Annotated in this window: 25 protein-coding genes and 1 other RNA gene; 5 read left to right on the forward strand and 21 right to left on the reverse strand. The window is 36.9% G+C overall.

What is annotated here, in order from left to right; translation table 11 throughout:
* Nucleotides 1–19: 19 nt before the first annotated feature.
* From H4J76_RS03315 to H4J76_RS03355, 10 genes are all read right to left on the reverse strand, one after another.
* Nucleotides 20–412, reverse strand: coding sequence for a response regulator (locus H4J76_RS03315; RefSeq protein ID WP_182230109.1), 393 nt, complete (start codon nucleotides 410–412; stop codon nucleotides 20–22).
* Nucleotides 413–450: 38 nt separating this feature from the next.
* A complete protein-coding gene (locus H4J76_RS19810; protein ID WP_259367688.1) occupies nucleotides 451–576 on the reverse strand; it encodes a hypothetical protein in 126 nt (41 codons plus the stop codon).
* Between the two features lie 479 nt (nucleotides 577–1,055).
* Nucleotides 1,056–1,649: a hypothetical protein gene (locus H4J76_RS03320; protein ID WP_182230110.1), complete on the reverse strand. Its 594-nt coding sequence runs from the start codon at nucleotides 1,647–1,649 to the stop codon at nucleotides 1,056–1,058.
* A gap of 625 nt (nucleotides 1,650–2,274) precedes the next feature.
* Entirely contained in the window at nucleotides 2,275–2,676 is a 402-nt protein-coding gene (locus H4J76_RS03325; RefSeq protein WP_182230111.1) for a DUF3718 domain-containing protein, read from the reverse strand.
* Nucleotides 2,677–3,424: 748 nt separating this feature from the next.
* The gene (locus tag H4J76_RS03330) at nucleotides 3,425–4,696 is read right to left on the reverse strand and encodes a lipopolysaccharide assembly protein LapB (RefSeq protein ID WP_182230112.1); all 1,272 of its coding nucleotides are present in this window, start codon (nucleotides 4,694–4,696) and stop codon (nucleotides 3,425–3,427) included.
* Nucleotides 4,697–4,701: 5 nt separating this feature from the next.
* Nucleotides 4,702–5,316, reverse strand: coding sequence for an energy transducer TonB (locus H4J76_RS03335; protein ID WP_070374081.1), 615 nt, complete (start codon nucleotides 5,314–5,316; stop codon nucleotides 4,702–4,704).
* A gap of 3 nt (nucleotides 5,317–5,319) precedes the next feature.
* Nucleotides 5,320–5,721 (reverse strand): biopolymer transporter ExbD, encoded by a 402-nt coding sequence (locus H4J76_RS03340; protein ID WP_070374082.1) that lies wholly within the window; start codon nucleotides 5,719–5,721, stop codon nucleotides 5,320–5,322.
* A gap of 12 nt (nucleotides 5,722–5,733) precedes the next feature.
* On the reverse strand, nucleotides 5,734–6,258 hold the full coding sequence (locus H4J76_RS03345) for a MotA/TolQ/ExbB proton channel family protein (protein WP_146798594.1): 525 nt from the start codon (nucleotides 6,256–6,258) through the stop codon (nucleotides 5,734–5,736).
* On the reverse strand, nucleotides 6,258–7,601 hold the full coding sequence (locus H4J76_RS03350) for a MotA/TolQ/ExbB proton channel family protein (RefSeq protein WP_070374084.1): 1,344 nt from the start codon (nucleotides 7,599–7,601) through the stop codon (nucleotides 6,258–6,260). Before H4J76_RS03350 ends, H4J76_RS03345 begins: the two co-directional genes overlap by 1 nt.
* Nucleotides 7,601–8,383, reverse strand: coding sequence for a DUF3450 domain-containing protein (locus H4J76_RS03355; RefSeq protein WP_070374085.1), 783 nt, complete (start codon nucleotides 8,381–8,383; stop codon nucleotides 7,601–7,603). The genes H4J76_RS03350 and H4J76_RS03355 overlap by 1 nt, the downstream gene beginning before the upstream one ends.
* A 449-nt stretch (nucleotides 8,384–8,832) precedes the next feature.
* Here H4J76_RS03355 and H4J76_RS03360 point away from each other — a divergent pair, with 449 nt between their 5' ends.
* The 3 genes from H4J76_RS03360 (at nucleotide 8,833) to H4J76_RS03370 (ending at nucleotide 10,609) form a co-directional block, all read left to right on the forward strand.
* Nucleotides 8,833–9,618 carry a TSUP family transporter gene (locus H4J76_RS03360; RefSeq protein WP_182217993.1) on the forward strand — a complete coding sequence of 262 codons (786 nt, stop codon included), beginning with the start codon at nucleotides 8,833–8,835 and terminating at the stop codon, nucleotides 9,616–9,618.
* Nucleotides 9,619–9,640: 22 nt separating this feature from the next.
* Complete coding sequence (gene priC / locus H4J76_RS03365) at nucleotides 9,641–10,246, forward strand: primosomal replication protein PriC (protein WP_182217995.1); 606 nt, start codon at nucleotides 9,641–9,643, stop codon at nucleotides 10,244–10,246.
* A 99-nt stretch (nucleotides 10,247–10,345) separates the two neighbouring features.
* Entirely contained in the window at nucleotides 10,346–10,609 is a 264-nt protein-coding gene (locus tag H4J76_RS03370; protein ID WP_070374088.1) for a late competence development ComFB family protein, read from the forward strand.
* A gap of 564 nt (nucleotides 10,610–11,173) precedes the next feature.
* Here H4J76_RS03370 and ffs read toward each other — a convergent pair.
* The 11 genes from ffs to pspA form a co-directional block, all read right to left on the reverse strand.
* Nucleotides 11,174–11,270: signal recognition particle sRNA small type (ffs, locus tag H4J76_RS03375), an RNA gene on the reverse strand.
* Between the two features lie 170 nt (nucleotides 11,271–11,440).
* Nucleotides 11,441–12,298, reverse strand: coding sequence for a DUF3014 domain-containing protein (locus H4J76_RS03380; RefSeq protein ID WP_182230113.1), 858 nt, complete (start codon nucleotides 12,296–12,298; stop codon nucleotides 11,441–11,443).
* Nucleotides 12,299–12,443: 145 nt separating this feature from the next.
* Nucleotides 12,444–13,097 carry a maleylacetoacetate isomerase gene (gene maiA, locus H4J76_RS03385; RefSeq protein WP_182230114.1) on the reverse strand — a complete coding sequence of 218 codons (654 nt, stop codon included), beginning with the start codon at nucleotides 13,095–13,097 and terminating at the stop codon, nucleotides 12,444–12,446.
* A gap of 33 nt (nucleotides 13,098–13,130) precedes the next feature.
* Complete coding sequence (gene tyrR / locus H4J76_RS03390; protein WP_182218000.1) at nucleotides 13,131–14,681, reverse strand: transcriptional regulator TyrR; 1,551 nt, start codon at nucleotides 14,679–14,681, stop codon at nucleotides 13,131–13,133.
* Nucleotides 14,682–14,791: 110 nt separating this feature from the next.
* Entirely contained in the window at nucleotides 14,792–15,130 is a 339-nt protein-coding gene (locus H4J76_RS03395) for a 4a-hydroxytetrahydrobiopterin dehydratase (RefSeq protein WP_146799733.1), read from the reverse strand.
* 9 nt (nucleotides 15,131–15,139) lie between these two features.
* A complete protein-coding gene (gene phhA, locus H4J76_RS03400; RefSeq protein ID WP_182214954.1) occupies nucleotides 15,140–15,952 on the reverse strand; it encodes a phenylalanine 4-monooxygenase in 813 nt (270 codons plus the stop codon).
* A gap of 230 nt (nucleotides 15,953–16,182) precedes the next feature.
* Complete coding sequence (locus tag H4J76_RS03405; RefSeq protein ID WP_182230115.1) at nucleotides 16,183–17,226, reverse strand: YcjF family protein; 1,044 nt, start codon at nucleotides 17,224–17,226, stop codon at nucleotides 16,183–16,185.
* Between the two features lie 359 nt (nucleotides 17,227–17,585).
* Complete coding sequence (locus H4J76_RS03410; RefSeq protein ID WP_182214950.1) at nucleotides 17,586–19,016, reverse strand: YcjX family protein; 1,431 nt, start codon at nucleotides 19,014–19,016, stop codon at nucleotides 17,586–17,588.
* Between the two features lie 132 nt (nucleotides 19,017–19,148).
* On the reverse strand, nucleotides 19,149–19,595 hold the full coding sequence (gene pspC, locus H4J76_RS03415) for an envelope stress response membrane protein PspC (protein WP_182221592.1): 447 nt from the start codon (nucleotides 19,593–19,595) through the stop codon (nucleotides 19,149–19,151).
* On the reverse strand, nucleotides 19,592–19,804 hold the full coding sequence (gene pspB / locus H4J76_RS03420; protein WP_182214984.1) for an envelope stress response membrane protein PspB: 213 nt from the start codon (nucleotides 19,802–19,804) through the stop codon (nucleotides 19,592–19,594). The genes pspC and pspB overlap by 4 nt, the downstream gene beginning before the upstream one ends.
* 56 nt (nucleotides 19,805–19,860) lie before the next feature.
* Complete coding sequence (pspA, locus tag H4J76_RS03425) at nucleotides 19,861–20,529, reverse strand: phage shock protein PspA (protein WP_182214946.1); 669 nt, start codon at nucleotides 20,527–20,529, stop codon at nucleotides 19,861–19,863.
* A gap of 191 nt (nucleotides 20,530–20,720) precedes the next feature.
* On the opposite strand from pspA, the gene pspF reads away from it, so the two are divergent.
* On the forward strand, nucleotides 20,721–21,812 hold the full coding sequence (gene pspF, locus H4J76_RS03430) for a phage shock protein operon transcriptional activator (protein WP_182230116.1): 1,092 nt from the start codon (nucleotides 20,721–20,723) through the stop codon (nucleotides 21,810–21,812).
* A 9-nt stretch (nucleotides 21,813–21,821) separates the two neighbouring features.
* A complete protein-coding gene (locus H4J76_RS03435) occupies nucleotides 21,822–23,447 on the forward strand; it encodes an ABC transporter substrate-binding protein (protein WP_259364600.1) in 1,626 nt (541 codons plus the stop codon).
* The last annotated feature ends 1 nt before the right edge of the window (nucleotide 23,448 follow it).

Consider the following 23,448-nt stretch of genomic DNA (forward strand, 5'->3'; position numbering starts at 1 on the left):
AAAGCAAAAGTACGATGATTTACAGTGAATAACGACTTGTATTGGTATTATTTAATTGATTTATTTCATTTACTGCATTTAACAAACTGTTTTCATTAATAGGCTTGGCAATAATGGCATGAAAATAGAGTGAACGAGTTAAAGCGATGACATCAGTAGTGTTTTGAGTAGTCATGAATATTATAGGAGTGTTAACGGTAAAAGGTTTTTTTTGAAGGTTTTTACTTAACTGAATACCGTTCATAAAAGGCATAAGATGGTCAATAATATAGAGGTCAAAATGCTGTTGTTGCGCCTTTTCAAAGGCAGCTAAACCATTGCCTGCAATTTCAACGATATGACCCTGTTGTTCGAGTAACGGGGTAATAAAATCTAAAACGTTCTGCTTATCATCAGCGAGTAATATAACCATAGTATTAATACTTCTTATTTTAATTAAACGAGAAAATACTAATTTGAAAGCAGAGTGAACCAACCCATTACCATAGGCAAAAGTGGCGCTGAAACTAATACAATAATCGCTGCTAATAAATGAAATATAGATGAGCTGTCTTTGAAGTCTTCGCCGTGTGACATGTTGATCTCGTTAACTTGAAAATATTCAGCGCGCATTCTAGCCGACAACAAGATTTATTTCTACTAAAAGTTGATCTGGATCAATGATAAATCATGGTGATTGTGCATACACATAATGATTGATATTAGACTCATTTACACTTGGTGGTTTTTAAGGGGATGCAGTTAAGATGGCTTTTTGAAAAGACGACTGTTCAGTCATAATACTTGAGATAAACCGGAATATTTAGGATCACTTTGTGCGCATTCCTGACATTAACTATGGTTTGTTCTTTAGGTCACTGATTAGCCAAAAGCGGACAATTTTGGATTGATTTTTAATTGATAAATTTTTGTTGAAATAGCTACCCCAATGACCCAGCTTTTATGTCAGCTATATTCAAAGGTAACTGACATTAGAGGAATATTTCTATGGCGCTAACGCCCCCATTGCGCCATAGCACTTATAATAACTTTGCCGAAAGCAAGGTCATATAATGTTAATCTTCATGTATATAACTGCAATCATCTGAATCAAGACCTAACTGATAGTCTTTTGATTTTCCCTCTAACCAATCGACTAACTCTTTGGCCGCAGGTGAAAGGTTGACTTCAGCTCCTCCCCCTCTCCTTTCCAAAAGGTAGGGGGTATAAAGCTCTGTTTCATTATTAAACTTAAAGCTCAAAAAACGAATACTTCCAGCGTCAGAACAACGTTTTTGCAATTCAGTAAAATTTTGAGAAGTCACCTGGCTAGCAATACTTTGAATGTCCTTGACAGCTTCAATATCTATAGTTTCAAGTAAAGTACCAGCCCCACCCATCACTTTAGTGAGTTCAATTTCTGACTGCTCTGCCACATCATCTACAGAAAGATAACCGTCATTCTTCCCTTTATTATGATAATAATGATAAAAGTTGCCTTGAATATCAACAAAAATTCCAGCATGACTTGCCCCCCATGCGTTGTTATCATAAACCACAGCCAGTAAATATTTTTGTTCAGCTATTGGCTCTGCTTTTTCTTCTGAATCCCCCTGACAAGCAGTAATAAAACAGATAATTACAAGTATCAAAAGATTGTTAATTTTCATTTTATATCTCAATTAGTTTAATTTTAACTCAACCGTTTATTGTAAGTTCAGATGATATTGGTAATTATTATACTCTAGCAAATTTATCATGGGTGTCTTGATAACTTTTGAAAAGACGACGGTTCAGTCATAATACTTGAGATAAACCGGAATATTTAGGATCACTTTGTGCGCAAATAAGGAGTAAAATTTTAAAATGTTGAATGTTTGTTGATGTCACTATACACCCGTTAGTTGTCTTAAGCAGGCAAACAGCTAATTAAATAATCATTGCCATAGCGGACATACCTAAAATCAGTTTTGAGACTGATTTCACGGTATAAAAAACAAAATAAAATTATATAATGAAAACAAAACCATAACGTCTGCAAGTTTATAGTTTTACTTGGCATTCAATATATAGACGCTAAATTCTGCTACAAAATAGTCATTCTGGATTATTAAATAGATTCTAATTACTGCTCAGCTTTTGGGTAAGAAAACTGACAGATAGATATTTCAGTAATTTATATCCAATGGTAAGAAGCAGATATTTGTATGCTAAACTTAACATTAACTTATTGAATGAAGAGTTAAACTTTATAGTAAGTTATAAAAGTTTAACTCTAAATTTTCAATATGCTATTTATTTAGCCGAGCCGACATAAATGATTTTAATCTCTTCATTTTTGTGATTAAAAACGGCTGCGATATCTTTTATTTCAACACTTGTGGTAGGTATTTTATCTTTTTTGGAGGTAAAATGGTTTAAATACGAAAAAGTATCTAACGCATCATATTTATGGGCAAAATGCGCCATTACCATATCATTACAAGTAACAGAATTAACAGCAAAGCGTTTTGAATTAATCGCAGAACTAATCATACGCAATCTCAGTGCATTTTTTAATCCATCTTTATTATTATTTCCAGCAAACACACACATTTTTGTCTCAATATTACTATCTGTTGCAATAAACTCGTACTTGGTAGCATTAGAATTGAAAGCTAATAATACGAACACTACTGCCAAAGTTAAAATTTTCATAATTGACTCCTTTATAGTTGCAAGTACCCGGTACAACTTAACTAAAACTCTCGAATAGTTAACGGGAGATAGGAAGCTATTTAACACATCCTCATCCGTACGGTTATAGGCATTTTTTGCGCCATTCAGAATTGGTAAAGCCTAATTGTATGAATAAAATGCGATTAAAATGTGTAACTAAAAGTAATATTAATTTTGAAATAATAAGTGTAAAAAAAATGGACACTAGCTAATTAAAAACTCAAAATATAGAGCAAAATCTAATGTTAGATTGGAAATATACATATTTACACCTCGGAAATATACATATTTGCAGTGCAATGTATTATATGCTGTAAAAAAAGCTGACATTTTAGTCTACTTTATACAAGGTGGACGAGCTGCAATAAATCATGCAATACAAACATGTCAACGACCGCTATCGGGCACACTCCAAAGTAATATGAATGTTCAATCATGTCCGCGTATATCAAAATATACAAAAAATTTTAGTATGTATTATAAAATGCGAATGTCTTCAAAGTGGCAAAAGTGATCATTAGAAGCCAATCTCATTTAGTGATTGGTAGTCTTAAACATTATGTGCTTTCACACTATACAAGGGCTCAATTATTTTAATGAGGCGGTCAGTCTAAAAATTTATCAAGGATAATCAACTAAATTTAACGAAGTATCTTTTGAATTGAAGGAATTTTAGCGATAAAAAAACCAGCCATAAGGCTGGTTTTTAACGCAAAGACAAAAGAAGTTAAATAGAAACGTTCTTACGTGCTGCGGTATCTTTGATATAAGTAACCCAACCTTTAGCCGTTCTACGTGACTTAGGGTCTTTTAATGCTTTTTGTACATAAACATTGGCTTGCTTATAATTTTCAAGATAAAAGTATGATTCTGCAATACTTTGGTTCAAGCGACCTTCGTTACTAACACCAATCTCGATGGCTTTCTTTAAAGCAACTATCGCTTTAGCAAATTGCTCATCTTGATTTAACAACATACCTTGCTTGCTGTAATGCTTAGATAAATTAGTCATTTTGGCTAATTCACCGTAGTAAGCAGCAGCTTTACCTATATGCTGAGCAGCATGCCAGCTGTTAGCTAAAGTAAAGAGGTTTTTGTCATCACGAGGTACAACGCCCGAATCAATATACTTTTCCATTAAAACAGCTGCTTTATGTGGAATTTGACTTTGAGCATACAAGTTAGCAAGCATCTTAATTTCGTTTTCTTTATCAAGATAGCCTTGCTTATAAGCTAGATCCAATGTCTGTAAACTTTTTGGGTAATCTTCAACCATCGCATAAAACGAGGCTAATTGAGTCCAAAATAGTTTAACTTCAGGGAATAATTGCACTGCTGTTTCTAAAACTTCAACACATTCTTTAAACATCTTACGTTCATAATAAGAGTTTAATTTAAGAACATGTGGGTTTTGGTTTTTCTTATCACCAAAAACCGCGATAGCATTATCGGCAGCAGGAATAACCTTAGCGTATTGTTTAAGTTCTAAATTAGCCTGAGCTATTTTGATCCAAACATTACCATCAGTTTCCCCTGTAAACTTCATCCAAGCATCATAAGCAACAAGCGCTTCTTTATAGCCTTGTACTTGCATCTGCAAGTCACCCACTAGTTTCAGTGAGTCGGCATGCTCTTTCTCATTTAAGATATCAGGTGCAAGTGCTTTGTTAAGGTAGATAATTGCATTCTTTTCGTCACTTTTCTGCGCATACATCACGCCAATAAAACGATCTAAAAAAGCAATATCATAATCTTTTTTTGCATTTATTTCTAAAAGCAAAGTCAGAGCATTATCGATGTTAGAACCATCTTCAGCTTCAACGCCGTAAGCTTCAAAAGCTTTGGCTACCTTTTTACCAACAGTTGGACCAACAAGCTGTGTTTTACGCTCTTGTCTCTCACTCTGTTCTTCCCCTATAGCATAAGCTACAGGAGATAAAGGCAAATGAGCAATCGTTACTGAACCTATGATCAATATAGATATAAAAATCTTATTCATTCTGATTACTCCTTATTCATACTAAAGTCTAGTTGTACCGTTAAACCAGGACGACGTTGAGCAACACCGTCAACAACTTTTGGCTTGTAACGCCATTTTTTCAAAGCGCGTTTAGCCTCTCTGTCAAATATACGTTTCGGTTCTGAATCGATGACTTCAACATCTTCAACACCACCAAGTTCGGTAATGGTAAATGAAAGCTTAACCCAGCCTTCTTTACCATCACGAGCGGCTTGCTGTGGATACTTAGGGTCAATACGTACGATTGGCGATGCATCACCGTCACGTCCAAAACCAGCTCCCGGAGCAGACATACCTGAATTAGCACCAGATAATTGCACACTAGGCATATTAAACGTTAGTCCACCTGAGTTGTTATTAGCTTCAGGCTCTGGAGCTTGAGGCTTAGGTGGCGTTTTTGGCGGCGGTGGCGGCGGCGGCGGTACACGCTGTCGACGTTCTGCTGCTGACTTAGGCGGCGTAGTATTAACTTCTACAATAATATTATCTAATGGATCTTGTTTCGTCATGTCACCACTTGAAACAAGAAAAGCCATAAAAGAAAATAGTGCAAAAGTAACCGCTGCGCCTAGTAGTAATGAAACTAAAAAGCGAACCATAGACTACCCCTTCGCTGCAGCAATAGAAATTCTATCTATACCTGCATCTTTAATCGCATCCATCACTTTAACAACTATGCCATGTTTTGCATCTTTGTCTGCTTGAATGATAACAACATCAGTTGGTTGCTCTGCTAATAATTTTTCAATGTTAGCAGCAACACGTTCGACATCAACGCGACGTTTATCTAACCAAATTTCGCCATTTTCTCTAACAGCAATAAAGATGTTAGCTGATTTTTGCTTGCTTTGGTTAGCGGCTTTAGGTTTGTTAACTTCAATACCAGCTTCTTTTACAAATGAAGTGGTTACTATGAAGAAGATCAGCATGATAAATACGATGTCTAGCATCGGTGTCATATCAATTACTGCTTCTTCGTCTTCACGAATACGTTTACGTGCCATTCGAATATCTCTCTAGTGATGAGGTAAACTGTCAATCAGTTTAGCCTTTGCTAGTTTAACTTTAGCGTCTAACCTTGTACTGAAAAACACTCCTGATAACGCAGCAACCATTCCCGCCATTGTCGGGATAGTAGCCATTGATATACCAGCAGCCATCAGACGCGGATTACCTGTACCTTGTTGAGCCATTGTCTCAAACACACCAATCATACCGGTGACTGTACCTAGCAATCCAATCAGTGGACACATTGCCACTAAGGTTCTAATTGTGAGCATACGTTGCTCTAGTAATTCTGTCGCTTCGGAGATCCAAGTATCTCTAATCCGATGGGCATACCAAGATGTAGTATCTTGGCGTGCATCCCAACGATTGACGATATCGTCTTTCATTGCAGGATAAATTCTTGATAAGAACCAGTAGCGTTCAATCATCATTACCCACATCAGTAAGAGAGCGAAGGCAACAACATATAATACGTTACCACCTGTCGCAATAAAACTCCTGACAGATTCCCAAAGCTCTATCAGGAATAACATTATTTAGACTCCTTCTCAGCAATGGCAGCAATTAATCCTGCGCTTTGCTCGTCAAGCTTTTGCAATACTGACTTACTTTTACCCGCAACAACGCTGTGGATTAAGATAAGTGGTAATGCACAAATTAGACCTAATGCAGTTGTTACAAGTGCAAGAGAGATATCACCAGCCATTATTTTCGGGTCGCCTGTACCAAACAATGTAATCGTTTGGAAAGTCATAATCATACCGATTACTGTACCTAATAGACCCATTAATGGAGCAATAGCAGCAAACATTTTGATTAAGTTGATACCGCGATCGATTTTCGGTGTTTCGCGTAAAATAGCTTCATCAAGTTTAAGTTCAAGTGTTTCAGCGTCAACATTTTTGTTTTCGTGATAAACCTTGATTAAACGTCCTAGTGGATTGTTATCATTAGGCTGTTCAATATTCTTTTCTTGAGTCTTGATGCGAGAGCTAATAGTCGTTAAGAAAATCATACGCTCTAAAGCAATTAAGAAACCAATAACAAGTAATACTGTGATTGCATAACCAACAGTGCCACCTTCATGGTAGAACTCCATAAGAACTTTCTTACGAGTTTCAAGGGCTAAGATACCGCCACGTGAAGGATCTACGTATAGAGGATGGTAGCCAGAAGTTTCACCAAAGAAATCAGAAGCTGTGCTAGAAATATAACCCGCTGGCTGTTTAGCCAAAGGTTGAATTTGACCAACTTCATCATTGTAGTTTAAGAAACCGTCAGCAGATACTAAGTTAAAAGTACCAATACGTGTAACAGTTTGCGTAGAGGTTGAACCATCTAAGCTTGTTACTTCAGCGCTAAACTGTGAAATTTTACCCGATTGAGTCATTTCAGTTTGTAAAGCAATCCATAACTCTTCAAGTTGCTCAAGTTCAGGTATTTTCTTAGAGTTGGCAATAACATCTAATGTTGCGCCACGTCCAGGAAATTCAGCACTTACAATTGATGTTACGATTTGACCGTAAGCATCAGCGGCAGCAGCACGAGTAACACCAAACATTTCGCCAAGAGTACCTTTAGCGTTGTCTAATTCAACTGAACGTTGCGCGATAGTAATATCGTTAGCAGCATATTCTTTAGTTAAACGGTCGTTACGTGTATTTTGATTAGCTAATTCTTTCTTAGCTTTATTCAAAAGTGCTTGCTTGTCTGCACGAGCTGAAGTGAACTCTGCTTCGCGCGCTTTATCAAGCTTGCCTTCAGAAATTCGATCGTTTTTAACTTGTTTTAATAAATCATCCAAGTCATTAGCTACGGCTGAAGTTGCTACAGTCATTGACGCAGCAAGCATTACAAAATTAATAATTTTTCTCATTATTTCGCTCCCGCTGCAAATACTGGTAATTTAGTCAAATCTTTTGGTAATTGGTTACGCGCCATAGCGATTGCATCTTTAGTAGGCTTTAAGTATTCATCGCCTAATGCTTCCCAACCGCGTGTTTCATTGTTCCAAACCCAAACATTTTTCATGTCTAGTGATTGAGCAACAAGAGCTACACGGCCCATATGAACGAAATCAGCAGTAATTGTACGGTCGCCTAAGTCTAGCTCACCTTGGTAAGCTGCAAAAACAGTACCGTAGTTTGCTTCAATTTCGTAAGCTTCAAGTACTAAACGAAACTGTTCAGATACTGAAATATCAGAAGCGCCTAACACGTCACGTAAATTAGCAACGCGCTCTTTACGATTTTCAATATTCACAGGAATATCTAACGCTACAAACTTGTCTAACGTATCAATCATCTTATACATAAGAGGAACGATACCTTGTTTAGTTTTGTCAATACCAGCGATCTGATCTTCTAAAGATTTGATATTCGCAAGTTGGTCATTAACCATCAATTGAATGTGATCATTGTATTGAGATAAAGTTTCAGCTTCATCAACAGTTAAACGATATTCACCTAAAAGCTCAATAGTTTGTTCATAAATACTATTGATTTTTTGTTGTGATTTTTTAGAAGCTTGAAAAGTGCTAGCTTCTGCTTTTTGTAGTTCTGATAATGCATCTGCAGAAGCGAAGTTGCTTGCTGTTAATGCTAGTGCGCCAATTATCGTCGAAGCGATAAGGCTTTTCTTGTTGCTAAATTTGGACATAGTTCCCAACCAATTGCTATTGAATGTGGATAACATGGAGATGTTAACGCAAATTTAATAATCTGCCATTTTAAGTTTTTATTTCTCTAGAATAAAACAATGCAATACTCCCAGACGACAGCGTTGCTGTCAACTAGGTACATAAAAAAGGCTGCTAATTACCAGCAAATTACATAAATTTGCTGGTTTCGTTACAAAAAATAAACATTAAGTTAAAAAAATCATAAGTGATTTGCAGTAACTTTCTGAATAAATTAGGCGACTAAACAAACACAATTTTCTGTAAATATATTTGCTCCTATTAGTTTTACTAATTCATTCGTACTAAGTCAAATTTATTTATTGAAATATTGATAATATTTATAAAAAAAAGGTTGGTAATTTGACATATTTAAAGATTAAAACCGTGCTACTATTCGCCTATAGCACTAATTTACCTATATTTATTTATGTTTATAGATTCAACTTTTAATTTTGAAATATGGTTCACTTTATGTGCCATTGGATTTATCGCAGGACTCATTGATGCAATAGCTGGCGGTGGTGGTATGCTAACTGTTCCAACATTACTCTCGGCCGGTTTACCACCACATCTTGCTTTAGGTACCAATAAGCTTGCCGCTACTTTTGGTTCATTAACCGCTTCAGTGACTTTTTATCGTAAAAAGCTATTTGATCCCAAATTTTGGCGTTTATCTATTTTATATACGGCGATAGGTGCTGTTGCGGGCACGTTTGCTGTTGGCTATTTGTCAGGTGATTTTCTAGAAAAATTTATTCCTATTGTTATCGTTATCACTGCCATTTACACCCTGTTTTCTAAAACCATTGTCACTGAGTTAAAGGGGCTACCTGCGTTAACTTTTCGTTTAAAAATCACCCAAAGTATTCAGGGTTTACTCTTAGGATTTTACGATGGCTTCGCCGGCCCTGGAACCGGGGCATTTTGGACCGCATCCTCAAGTGCACTCTACAAAATAAACATATTACTGAGCTGCGGATTGGCGCGTTCAACTAATTTTGTCAGTAATTTCTGTAGTTTATTAACCTTTATTTATTTTGGTTATGTTAATTTTATTATCGGTATTTCGATGGGTATATTTATCATGCTAGGTGCTGCTGTGGGTGCACATTGGGCAATAAAGTTTGGTAACCGCTTTATTCGTCCTGTTTTCATCATCGTCGTTATTTCTATGTCAGCAAATTTAACTTATCATGCGTGGTTCACTCAATAACAAGGTCAAGAGGTCGTCAAATATGCAATTAGCAATCGACAGAATTACAGCTGTTTTAGATAGTCTAGCTGAGCAGGCTAAAATTATTGATACTGAAAATCAGCAGACTAAATCACATTATCTTTTAAAAGATAAAGATATCTTTTCAGAAGCTTTATTTGCCACCAATAGTGATAAAATAGGCGCATATGTTGATGAGGTACGTGGTAAAACTATCGAATTAGCTCGGTTATTAAAGAGCGGAAAAAAAGAACTATCGCAAAATAGATTACAAGGTATTGAGCAACAAATATCATCAATAATCAATGCAATAAGATCAAACAAAGGGCTTCATCAAGAAGCACAATACCGATTAACAGCGATAAACGCTAGGCGCTATAAAAAAGCGGCAAAAGAACTCTTTAAATCCAGTCAAGCGCTCTATCAGCAATTAGCAGAGCACCACGAGTTTGAGCGCCGCTTACTTGCTATGCTCAATGAAAGAGAGCAACTTCGTCAAAGCGCAACGCCTGCCAAGGCAAAGAAAATATTGGATGAAGTCCTTGCCCTTCACCAAAGGTTAGGTCGATGTCGTCAAGCTATTTCAAAAATAGAGCGCGAAATAGAAGTTTCAGAAAAACCGCGATGATATCTGTTAAATAACTCGCTTTTTGCTTCATCTCGCATTAATCTTAAATAATAACAAACAATAAATTAATCTATTATTTAATCGTAAAAGAGGGCTGGAATGAGAATATCTGATGACATTCATAACTATTATGAAAAACTAGTCGTACAACATTTTGCCGCGCTAAAATTAGAAGAGAAATATGAAGCTGATTTTATTGCTGACCTAACCTGTGTAGTGCTAAATCAACTACCCACTCGTTATATTAGACATGAAGTTGATATGTCATTCTACTTGCCTGCTTCAGAACGTTTTGAAATGGAAAACAATGTAAAAGTTGCGATTAGTAAGGCAATAGAGTTTATGAAAACTCATAACACTTAACTACTGTTCTTTGATTTATTAAGAAGGCAAGTGGTCAAGTCAATGCTCACTTGCTTTTACCCTTAAGCATTCCCTTCAAATGATGACCTGCCCTTTTACTAAACCGTTAAAGTTTTAATACCGATTAATATTCCTTTTTTTAGCCATTAACTAGCTAAATACTTTTTACTTCATCAGAAACCAGCTAACCCACTTAAATGGCCTTAAAAGTATAAAGACATAAATACACCTGCATTATGACTTTACACTCATTTTTGAGCGTTTCAGTGCTTACAAGTAGGATTTATAAATGTGTGATGACATTAGCAAATAATTTATTAACGGCTGAAAAGTATCATACCCCCTTTAAATAACATTGCTGCCAGTAAAATCATCTGTTGGTAAGTTGATATTTTCTTGGCTTGTTTGTTACGGGATATTCTTGGGACTTTAGATGGAATTATTTCGCTAGCGATAAATACCGGCTCGAATGTATAAATGGGGAATTTTAGTCGTAAAGAGTTGGTACTGAAAGTTGCAAGGTAGCTAAAGATTGTAAGTGATTGATAAAAAGAGTGGTGGCAACCCTAGCAGCCACACCTCGGCACATGAGTCGTCTGCTGCGGTTGCTTCCTTCCGGATCTGGCCGAGTTCACAGGGTATCATTGCGAGGGGACCGAAAGGGTCACCATAGAAAGTTGTCGTTCTCACTTCAACGGCGCGAATTATGGCTAAAGATTTAGCTTGATGCAAGCGCTAGTTATATAAATAAAATCGTTCGCTGTTTTTTTAACCACACTAGCAGGTGTATAGCTAAAATCACCTTGAAATTAGCTTGGAATTACCTTTAAATTATGGACGCTCGCGTGCCAACCGTTCATTAATTTCTAATAAGACTGATTTAATCACCAATAGGTTTTCTTTACCTAAACGTAATAACAGTTTGTCGGCAGCATCAAGGGCTTCTATTTTTTCATCTTTAAAGCGAAACATCACACTGGGGCGAACTAAGTCTAATGATTCTTTTGGAATTTCCATATCCAAGACCTTGGTAATAGCATCATGTAAAACCTCAGTAAAGTTGTCGTCTGGATAGCCTAGCTCTGCATAAGCTTGATCAATCAAAGGCTTCATTTCAAAGTACGACTGCACCAGTGTTTCACTGTCAAATGAACGCAGTAAATCAACATAAAGTGTAAAACGTCGCGCTGCTGACTCATCCCACTTCCAATCACTACTTGCCCCGTTGCTAACCTCATTTGCTAAAAATTTAGTATTAGGTTTAATTAACGGACTATGAGCGTAAGCGATATTACCTTGTGCAAAATTATCAGTGAATACCACAAAACGGCGGATCATATCTTTATCAATGACCAACTTTAACAGTTCTTTACGCCAGGTAAAACTTGGTAGCTTTTCTTGTAACCAAACATCACTTTCATTTAAGGTTGGTAATATCGGTTCAGGCTCAATAGCAACGACGGGGTCTGTCACAACTAAAGGAAAAACTTCTTCTTCAGTTAATATCGGCTCTACTATAGGCTCGGGCGGAATTTCAGCTTTAACGATAGCCACTGGCGCCACTTCAACAACTTCTTGTTCGGTTGTCGATGACATATATAACCAAACTAAGGCGGCTATCACTATAGCAATAATAACGGCAATAATGCCCCAGGAGGTTTGTTTACCTTTTTGCGCTTGATCTTCCATAGGTACCTAATATTCAATTTATCTAAAGAATGCATGATGAATAACCATTGCAACTCGTTTTCATCTAAGTTGCAAGGGAATACGTGATCTAAAATAACTTTTATTTGAAATTGAGTTTTTATCTTTTTATATTATTACTTAACAATTATAAAATAGCATCGTCTTGATTTTCTGGTAGTGCTTTTATAAAAGCGGGTAACTGGTTGCAACGCTCAACAATGGCATTAATAAGCGGAAATGCTGACATATCTACTTTAAAACGATTTGCATTGTAAACTTGTGGAACAAGGCAAAGATCAGCAATAGTGACATCATCACCATAGCAATATTTTCCTGATACCTTTTGTAGTTTTTCTTCAAAGGCAGCAAAACCTATGCTCATCCAATGGTGACTCCAAGCTAATTTATCTCTATCTTCAGCACCTAGTGTATTAACAAGATATTGTTGTACACGTAAGTTTGTTACTGGGTGTACTTCACACGCGATATCTAAGGCAAGTGCTTGCACTTGTGCTTTAGCATAAAGACTTTCGGGATAGAGCTGTGGTTGAGGGTATTTATTATCAAGGTAATCAAGTATTGCCATACTTTGATTTAATACCAAGTCGCCATCAACTGTCTCATCAATTAACGTTGGAACTAAATGGGTCGGATTAAGTGCAATATAAGCTGCACTGTGCTGTTCACCGCCATTGTTAACTAAATGAACGGGTACAGATTCACAATCAATGTTTTTCAAGTGCAAAGCAATTCTTACTCGATATGCAGCGGACGAACGCCAATAACCAAAAAGTTTCATTTTATATCTCTATTTGTTATCTGTATGAATTATTTAAATTTTAACGGTTTTTTTATTGATGTCATATTCACGTAATTTATTTGCAATGGCGGTATGGCTTAATCCTAATTTTTTCGCTAATTGTCGAGTACTAGGATAAGCCGGGTATAGTTTTCTAAGTAAATCAGCTTCAAAACTTTTAACCGCAGCATCTAAAGTTCCTTCAAATTCCTTTTCTAGATAACCATGTTCACGTGTATATGCAGGTAATTGCAGATGAGAGGTCATCACAATACTGCCTTCCATTAATGATACCGCACGAATTAATACATTTTCGAGCTGACGAACATTACCTGGCCAAGGATAATGTTCGATAAAATCACGACAGTCATCTGACATAGTGACAATCGTTTTACCAATACGTTGACCAAATTTTACAATAAAAAACTCAGCCAGAGGGATAATATCCGAACGTCGGTCACGTAATGAAGGTATATTTAGTCCAAGTACATTTAAACGGTAGTAAAGGTCTTCTCTAAAATCGCCGGTAGAAACCATGCTAAGCAGGTCACAGTTGGTTGAGCTAATGATCCTGACATTGACCCTAATCTCTTCCTCGTCATTGACGCGACGAAAAGTACCATCTTGAATGACACGCAGTACTTTAGTTTGTAATTTAGGTGACATCTCCCCCACTTCATCTAGAAATATTGTGCCACCGTCTGCTGATTCAAATAAACCCCGCTTAGCTTTATTCTCGCCTTTTGAACCCGCACCAAAAAGTTCTGTTTCTGCATCGTCATCAGGTAATGCTGCACAGCTTAAAGTCATAAAAGGTTTGTTACTGCGATCACTCGCGGCGTGACAAGCATGAGCTAACAGCTCTTTGCCCGTGCCCGTTTCACCAACAATGAGCATTGAAGAGTCAAGGAGTGCCATGCGTTTTGCTTCACGAATAACTTTACGCATCGAGCCACTACTTGCTTGTATACCGGCAAAATTGTTTTCATTCGCTTGTTTAAAAGCACTTATTTGTTGGCCTAAACGTGCTTCTGATTTTAAAATTAATACCGCACCCGCTAAAACGGGGATACCGCTTTGATCGGTCACATGGATAGGCATGATATCAGCCACAAAGTCATCATCTTGAAACTTTAAGCGACGCGTTTGAGCAAGTACTTCATCGGCATCTAACCAGCGATTAAAGTTAAAGCCTTTTAACCAATTGCCAACATTATCGCCAATAATTTCATGATCTTTACAGCCCATAATACCGGCAGCTACGGTATTTACAATACGGATATCACCTTTTGCATCAATAGATATAAAGGGATCAGGAAAAGTTTTAATGAGCGTGGAGAGTTCATTACGCTCACGTTCAGAGGGCATAAAAGGTGTTGTTTTTACATCATTCACGCCTTCAATTAAACGTAAACGTGGCATAAAAGTTTGTAATTGGCTAAATTCTAAGTCAGGTATGTTGATAAAAATTTCGCCTGGCTGCTTTAGTTCGATGCCACGTAAATTAATTTCATGTTCAACAAATATTTCTAATACTTCTCGGGCAATGCCGACTCGATCGCAACAAACAATTTCTAAACGCATTTACCTTACCTTAATAGCCAAGTATTCCTGTTCGGTATTGTAAACTAATTTGTACAACAAAAAAAAGCCCCCTGAGGTAGGAGGCTGCTATTATCTAATGTAAGCAAATATTACAAAAGTTTGTCAGTTTTTGCTGCACAAATAAAATCATTACGGTGTAGCCCTTTAATAGCATGTGTCCACCAAGTAATTTTTACTTTGCCCCACTCTAATAAAATCGCTGGGTGATGGAATTCTTCTTCGGCTAATGCAGAGACTTTATTTGCAAATGCCCATGATAATTTATAGTTCTTAAATTTATACTCACGTTCAAGCATCATAACCCCGTCACGTACTTCAGGGATCCAGTCTGGTATTTGTGCTAATAGTACCGGTAACTCTTCATCACTCACTTGTGGCGCGCCAACTTGGCATGCTTCACATTTTTGTACAGATAATTGCTCAGTCATTATTTTTCCTTAACTCACATTATTAATTTCTTTTGCTGGAAACTTCGCTGGGTGTAAGCCTAAGGCTTGTGCTTGCTCAACCAACTCCATAATATCAGCCACTTCAAACTTTCTTAAATCATCTAAATCACTTACTTTATTCAGCATATAATAAATAGGCTGCATAACATCTATTCGATATGGCGTTCTTAATACGTCAAGTATGTTAAGTTTTTCACGTTCAACAATCTCGCTTTCAGTCGCGTGAATGGTTTCGCTCGGTGAAGACAAAATACCACCGCCATAAACTTTAATACCCTCAGGGGTATCTAATAAACCAAACTCGACCGTAAACCAATATAAACGAGCTAAAAATACTCTTTGCTCTTTAGTCGCATTAAGACCCATTTTTCCATAAGCCTCAGTGTAATCAGCAAACGACTTATTGGTTAATAAAGGACAATGGCCAAATATTTCATGAAAAATATCAGGTTCTTGCAGATAATCAAACTCTTCTCGGCTGCGAATAAAAGTAGCTACTGGGAATTTTTTTTCTGATAACAACTTAAAAAACGCACCAAAACCAATCAATGCCGGTACTGGCTCGCACTGCCAACCTGTTGTTTCTTTAAGTACTTTACTAACTTCTGCCAACTGTGGAATTCGGTCATGTGGTAAATTTAATAATTTTGAGCCTAATTTATATTCGTCACACGCTTTGTTTTCAACACATTTTAATTGACGAGTGATCAATTCCTGCCAAACGCTATTTTCTTCATCTGACCAATGAATGTGACCATTTTCATCAGCAACTCGCGAAATATACTTCGTCGCCATCCCCATGATATTACCTTATTTTAATTTTTATCATTATTCACTCACCAATGAGTGAGTCATGTTCTTCACTGATAATAAAACAAGCTTGACGGGAAAAATACCAAACGCTAACTGACTATTATTTAACCAGACAATAATAGCGTATAGAAAAAATTACAAAAATGTAAATACAAAAACAATAACAAATAAAATCAATAAGATAAAAACAACTTATTTATTCCTCACAAGGAATAAAACTACCTTATTAATAATTTTTTTACCTGACTGAGTATTTTTTTCCTCACTTGAGCTATTTTAGGGGTGTTTTCTTCAAAAGGAATGGGTCGACAAAGCTTAATAGTTTGAATACCCAAGCGTGACGTTAACATACCCGCGCCGAGTCCTTGTGCCATGCGCGCAGATAATTTACCTAATAGTTCAGCACCAACCAAGTCAGCTCCTAAATCAATGACTAACTCACTCGCGCCGGCATAAGCCATGTTAACGAAAACTTGTTTAATTAATTTTATTCGACTCCAGTAGCCAATTTTTAAACCATAAAGGCCGGCAATTTTGTCAATCATCCGTAAATTTCGCCAAAACATTAGCATCATATCAACAAGAGCAATCGGGCTTAAAGCAACTAATACTACGGCTTCTGTTGAAAATTTAGCGACTTCATCTAATGCTTTCTCGTCAACTTTTGAGAGTATTTCACGGGAGTATAATTGGAGTAACTCTTCATCACTGTATTCCTCTTTGACCAACGACTGCCAACTTTTTTCATGCTCAGACATCAAATCACAAGGTAAGTTTGCTGAAATGCTTTCACATAAAGCTTTTGCGTCAATATGTCGAGGGGAAGCTAAGTCAGTTGCTAATATATCTTTTGCTTTTGCTTGTGTACTTTGCTGGCGTTTAAATTGTCTTAATGCTGAATACTCACGTATCGCCGTTGAACCAACAATAACTGACAAACCAAAGAGCAGAACACCATACATACCAGCTAAAATAGGAGATTGAGCAAAGCCCTGTTGAAAAAATGTAAAGGTTTCTACCATAACAACGCCAGCAAAAACAGTGCCTACAACCCGCCATAACCAACGAGGCCTAGTTTTTTCCTGTGGGTTATCATCATTTAAATACCCTTGCTTAATTAATGATAAATCTTCTGATGCCTGCCAATCGTCATTACCGACAATAACTTGTTGGCCATTTGAAGGTAAATGACTTTTCTTTGTCGTTAACTCATCATTTTCAAAAAGAATTTGCTGTTGATATTTTTCATCGAGTTCATTCATCTATTTTATCTCCAAGCAAAATTGTATTACTTGCTTCATTCTTATATTTATCAAGGTCGATCATTTTATTTATCACCGGGTAAAAACTGCATTACTTGGTCCATACGTATCGATGGCTGGTAAGCACTATGCTTAGCGGCCAACACATCAACAATCATTTCATTTCATTTTATCACCAAGTAAAAACTGCATTACTTGGTCCATGCGTATCGATGGCTGGTAAGCACTTTGCTTGACGGCCAACACATCAATAATCATTTCATTTTATCACCAAGTAAAAACTGCATCACTTGATCCATGCGTATCGATGGCTGGTAAGCACTATGCTTAGCGGCCAACACATCAACAATCATTTCATTTCATTTCATTTTATCACCAAGTAAAAACTGCATTACTTGGTCCATACGCAGGTGAGGTAGACATTCATGTTGTCCAATCGGATCCATCGGAGCAAAGCTAATAAAATTAAAAGTCTCTTGCTGCCAATAATCTTGTTCGGGTAATTTACTCGGCACCGCCCCCGGAAAAACCGTAATTAGCTCTCCATTTTCAGAGCGTTTGCCGCGAAGCACAGGAATGTCTTGCCCTTGGTAACGACTCGTTCCTGCTTGTGTCGTTTTAACAGAAGCTAGCGCCAGTGTTTTCATTTCAATAACATCATAATTTAACTGATGTTTAGTTTGATAAACAAGCTGGTCGAGTAATTTTACTAAGTTATGGTGTTGCTCTGGCGTAACATGGTCAGCTTTGGTCGCAGCAAATAATAACTTATCAATTTTTGGCGCAAACAAACGAGAAAACAAACTACTTTGACCATAGCTAAAGCTTTCCATGATCATGGTCATCGCTGTTTTCAAATCAGCAAAACTCTCTGGACCATTATTTAACGGAGTTAAACAGTCTGCTAATACAATTTGTCTATCGAAATTAACAAAATGTTCTTTATAAAAAGCTTTAACAACACGTTCTTTATATTCAATAAACCTTGCTCTTAGCATACCGATTAAACAGTCATCACTGGCATTTTGATAAGCATTTTTATCCATTGTTTCAAAAGCAGTGAAAGGGAAAAATTGCAAAATAGGCGCATCTGCTAATTCTCCAGGTAAAATAAAGCGTCCGGGCTGAATAACCGATAAACCAAGTTCGTGACGAAAGTGTAATAAAAGCTCAGTATATTCTTTTGATAAGTCAGCCAACCTTTGCTCATCGACCTTGGCAAAGGGATCTATTTGATTCACTTTTTCTATAAAGCTTTCTGCTGATTTAAACCTAGGTTCGGTAAGCAATAATGCTGTTGTTTGTTGTGACCACTGTTCGAACGTTTGATTTAACATCGGTAAATCAAGTAACCACTCTCCTGGATAATCAGTAATATCTAGGTATAAAGTTGCTGTATCACTGGCATATTTCAACAATGACTCTTTGGGCTTATAACGAATAGCAAGTCGCATCTCACTAATACCATGGGTCGGCTCAGGCCATGTTGGTTCATTTTGCGAAAAAGCTGACATTGCTCGGTCATATTCAAAACGGCCAATGTGTAAATGCTTTTGAGGCACTCGTTTAGCGGCAATGAAGCGCCCTTGATGAACAACATTAAAAAAACCAAGCTGTGAATGATTGCTTTCATTAACGAGTTGGTTGACTAAAGAAGTAATAAAGGCTGTTTTGCCACTACGACTGAGACCTGTAACGGCCAAAGTAACGTGTTGGTCGAGCGTTCGATTTAATAAATCACTCGCTTTTTGCTTTAATTTATTCAGCTTTTTTTTATTTATAAATGCCATGAATTATCTTACTGAAAGTTATATTAATATTTAATGGATACACTTAATCACAAAGACAAGTCGTACGCTTAACTATTTGTTAAGCGAACAAGCTAAAAAAGCGGCAAAAGCCGCTTTTTAATTTTTTGTTGATCACAACTTATTGATTTCTCGAGAAACAGTAAACTCAGGTGAGGTAACATAATGCTCCATCGCTCGAACTTCCCTTTCTAGGGATTTAAATTTATGTCTAATATCGTGAAAAGCTTGTTTAGGCGGCTCTCCAGATTGCCAAATACGCGACTTCACCTTGATAGACTCAGAAGAAAGTTCTTCTTCTGTGTGCATGGTAGCTGATGCATATTGTGATTGTGCTGGTTGTTGTTTTTTAGCGGTAGCGCCTGGTTTTTTATCTAAAATAAACCAACCAGCAATATAAATAACCACAAACCAACCCATACCTAGTAAAACACCCGAAACCACTAGAATACGCACTAACCATGTTTCCCAGCCAAAGTAATCAGCTAGACCAGCACAGACGCCAGCAATTTTTCCTTGGCTCGAGTTTCTGTATAATTCACCACGGCGCTTGTCTGTCATACCTTGCTTCTCCAGTCAGGTGTTTCAGCATCTAAAATAGCTTCAAGCGTTTTAATTCTCTCGGTCATTTTATCGGCTAATTCAGAAAGTTCAGATAATTGCTTGTACTCTTCTTCACTAAAACCTTGGGTTATCTGGCGCTTACTTCGGTAATGTAAAATCAACCAAATAGGGGCAACTAACAACATAAAAATGATGACAGGAACCATTATAAGTTCTTCCACAGTACTTCTCCTTATAAGTTATTCAACACAAACTGAGTTATTTAGTTTTTCTTATCTGATTTCATTTTAGCTTTTAATTGCGCTAATTCATCATCAATATTTTCATCAGATTCTAAATCAGAGATTTCATCTGCTAATGATTTGCTCCCTAAATCAAGGGACTCAACTTGTGATTCGATATCATCAATTTTACGTTCATAACTATCAAAGCGACTCAGTGCGTCATTAACTCGACCACTATCGATATTCTTTTTCACTTTTAAACGAGACGTCGCTGTTTTTTCTCGCATGATAATTGCTTTTTGTCTTACTTTTGCATCCGCTAATTTTTCTTGTAACTGAGAAACTTCACTTTGTAATTTAGCAATATGATCATCAACGTGGTTCAACTCATCTAAAAGTGACAATGCATTCTCAGCACACTTTTTCTTTTCAACGAGCGCCGCTCTTGCTAAATCTTCACGGCCTTTGCTTAAGGCTAGTTCAGCCTTTTCTTGCCATTGTTGCTCATCTTTTTCAAAACGAGTCGCTTGACGAGATAAATCTTTCTTATCTGCTAAAATTTTAGCAGATGACGAACGTACTTCAACTAAAGTATCTTCCATTTCTTGAATGATCAATCGTACCATTTTTGCAGGATCTTCTGCTTTATCTAACAGGTTGTTAATATTCGAATTAATAATATCTGTAAACCTAGAAAAAATACCCATAACAACTTCCTCATTCAATAATTTAATTTAATGTTACTGATATCCTTTATTCATGTTTTGCGCCAAGTTTTACTATTAACTTAACTTCATGTTTTAAATAAAGTTATTATAATTAAAAAAAACACTTCAAACCTGATGATTAATAAAATACACTATTTGTTAGTGAAATAAACCAATTATTAGGTCAAGTAATGTCGCGTTTTAACCAAAAGGATAATCTTCTTGGACAAGCAAATAATTTTCTTGAAGTTTTAGAGCAAGTCTCACAAGTAGCGCCTTTGAGTAAACCTGTGCTTATTATTGGAGAAAGAGGGACAGGTAAAGAGCTTATTGCGGCTCGGCTTCATTACTTATCTAAACGTTGGGATCAAAATTATTTAAAGCTTAATTGTGCGGCATTAAATGAAAATTTATTAGAAACAGAATTATTTGGCTATGACAGTGGTGCATTCACCGGTGCGAGTAAACGCCATGAAGGTCGCTTTGAGCGTGCGGACAATGGCACCCTCTTTCTTGACGAAATAGCCAATACTTCGGGATTAATTCAAGAAAAGCTATTAAGAGTCGTTGAATACGGTGAGTTTGAGCGTGTGGGTGGCTCAAGAACTATTAATACCAATGTACGCTTAATTGCCGCAACCAATGAAGACTTACCCACCTTAGCCGATGCGGGTGAATTTAGAGCAGATTTACTTGACCGACTTGCTTTTGATGTTATCACCCTACCACCGCTTCGAGAACGTATTGAAGACATCATGATGTTAGCTGAAAGCTTTGCGATTAACATGGCGCGCGAATTAGAATTTGAGCTCTTTAGCGGTTTTACTGAAAAAGCGAAACGTGCCATGCTTGAATATCATTGGCCTGGAAACGTACGAGAATTAAAAAATGTTGTCGAGCGTAGTGTTTATCGTTGCAATAACCCACATTTACCCGTGCATGACTTAGTCATTGACCCGTTTGAGTCACCTTACCGACCTTCTCAGCGTATTAAAACCCAAGACAGGATATCGGTAGCAGCGCCGAGTGTTGATAAAGAGAACAAAGAGGAAAAACGCCAAGAGGTGATCCATCAACAGTTGCCTATTAGTCAATCATTGGTCTTCCCTTTATCATTAAAAGACCTTTCTCAAGACTATGAGATTGATTTGATTCAATCAGCTTTAGAAAATTGTCAGTATAACCAAAAGAAAACTGCCGACGCACTCAAATTAACCTATCATCAACTAAGAGGTTACTTGAAAAAGTATAACTTATTAGAAAGTGCAGTAGACGAAGGGTAGTTGAGTTATATGTCGATATTCGCTGTTAAAAAACATTTATTGAAGATAATGACCTTGCCATTTTTATGTTGGATAACGGCATGTGATATTGATAATGATCCCTCATTAACTGACCATAGTATTGTCTATTGCTCTGAAGGCTCTCCTGAAAGTTTTAATCCGCAAACGGTTACCTCTGGTACCACCATTGATGCTACGTCTAATCAACTCTATAACCGATTAATTTCATTTAGAGGCGAAGAAAACACTATTGCTCCGTCGTTAGCAAAGTCATGGCATGTGACGCGTGACGGTAAAATGGTTACTTTTTATTTACGCAAAAATGTTGCCTTTCATCAAACCGATTATTTTACCCCAACACGTTTTTTTAATGCCGATGATGTACTGTTCAGTTTTAACCGTATTTTATTACCTAAGCACCCTTTTCATCAAGTTTCGGGTGGAAAGTACCCTTTTTTTCAAAGTGTAAGTTTTTCAAATGTCGTTGAAAGTATTGAAAAAATCAATGAATATACTATACGTTTTAAGTTCAAATACGCAGACAGTTCAATTTTGGCTAACATTGCCAGTGACTTTGCCGTTATATTATCAAAGGAATATGCTGACACCTTAGTGTTAAAAAATATTAAGCGAGAAATAGACACGCTGCCCATTGGCACGGGTCCCTTTAAATTAAAAGATTATCGTCCCGGCGCCTATATTCGCTATGCTCCCCATAAAACGTACTGGGATCAACCAAGTACTTTAGAGCAACTTATTTTTGATATAACGCCCAGTAATACAGGGCGATTAACAAAATTATTAGCGGGTGAATGTGATGTAATTGCTTTCCCCATTGCTCATAACAAAATAAAAAGTAAACCTGAATTAGAGCTACAAGCGGTGACTTCTTTTAATGTCGGTTATCTTGGCTTTAATACCTTAAAGCCACCTTTTAATAATGTAAAAGTACGTCAAGCCGTTGCATTAGCCGTTAACAAGCAAGCCATTATTGATACTGTCTATCAATCTAGAGCCGATATAGCACATAGTTTATTACCAACAACCTCTTGGGCTTATGATAAGAATACTTTACCGCAAACATTTGACTTAGCTGAAGCTAAAAGATTACTAACTGAGGCTGGCTTTCCTAACGGTTTTACTATGAATCTCTGGGCGTTACCGGTACAACGGGCATATAATCCAGACGCGGTTACTATGGCAAAGTTAATTCAAGCCGATTTAAAGAAAATAGGTATTAATGTGTTAATTGAAAACTCTCTCGATATGGGCTCTTTTCTTGAACAACTGTCAAAAGGTGAGCATCAGAGTGTTTTATTAGGCTGGTCGGCGGATCACCCAGACCCAGACAACTTTTTTACACCACTGTTGAGCTGTTCATCAGCTAGAAGTGGTAACAACAGAACATTTTGGTGTCATAAAAAGTTTGATAACTTAATACAGCGAGCATTAGAAACAACAAATGTGGCCCAACGTAAAAAGTTTTATAGTCAAGCGTTAGCGATTATTTCAACTGAAGTGCCGTTAATTCCCATTGCTCACTCTAAACGATTTCAAGCAAGGAAAAACATTGTTAAGGGTGAACTATTATCTCCCTTTGGTGGCATCGACTTTAGCAGGGTGAGTAAAAACTAAT

Source organism: Colwellia sp. BRX9-1 (assembly GCF_014077195.1).
GTDB lineage: Bacteria > Pseudomonadota > Gammaproteobacteria > Enterobacterales > Alteromonadaceae > Colwellia_A.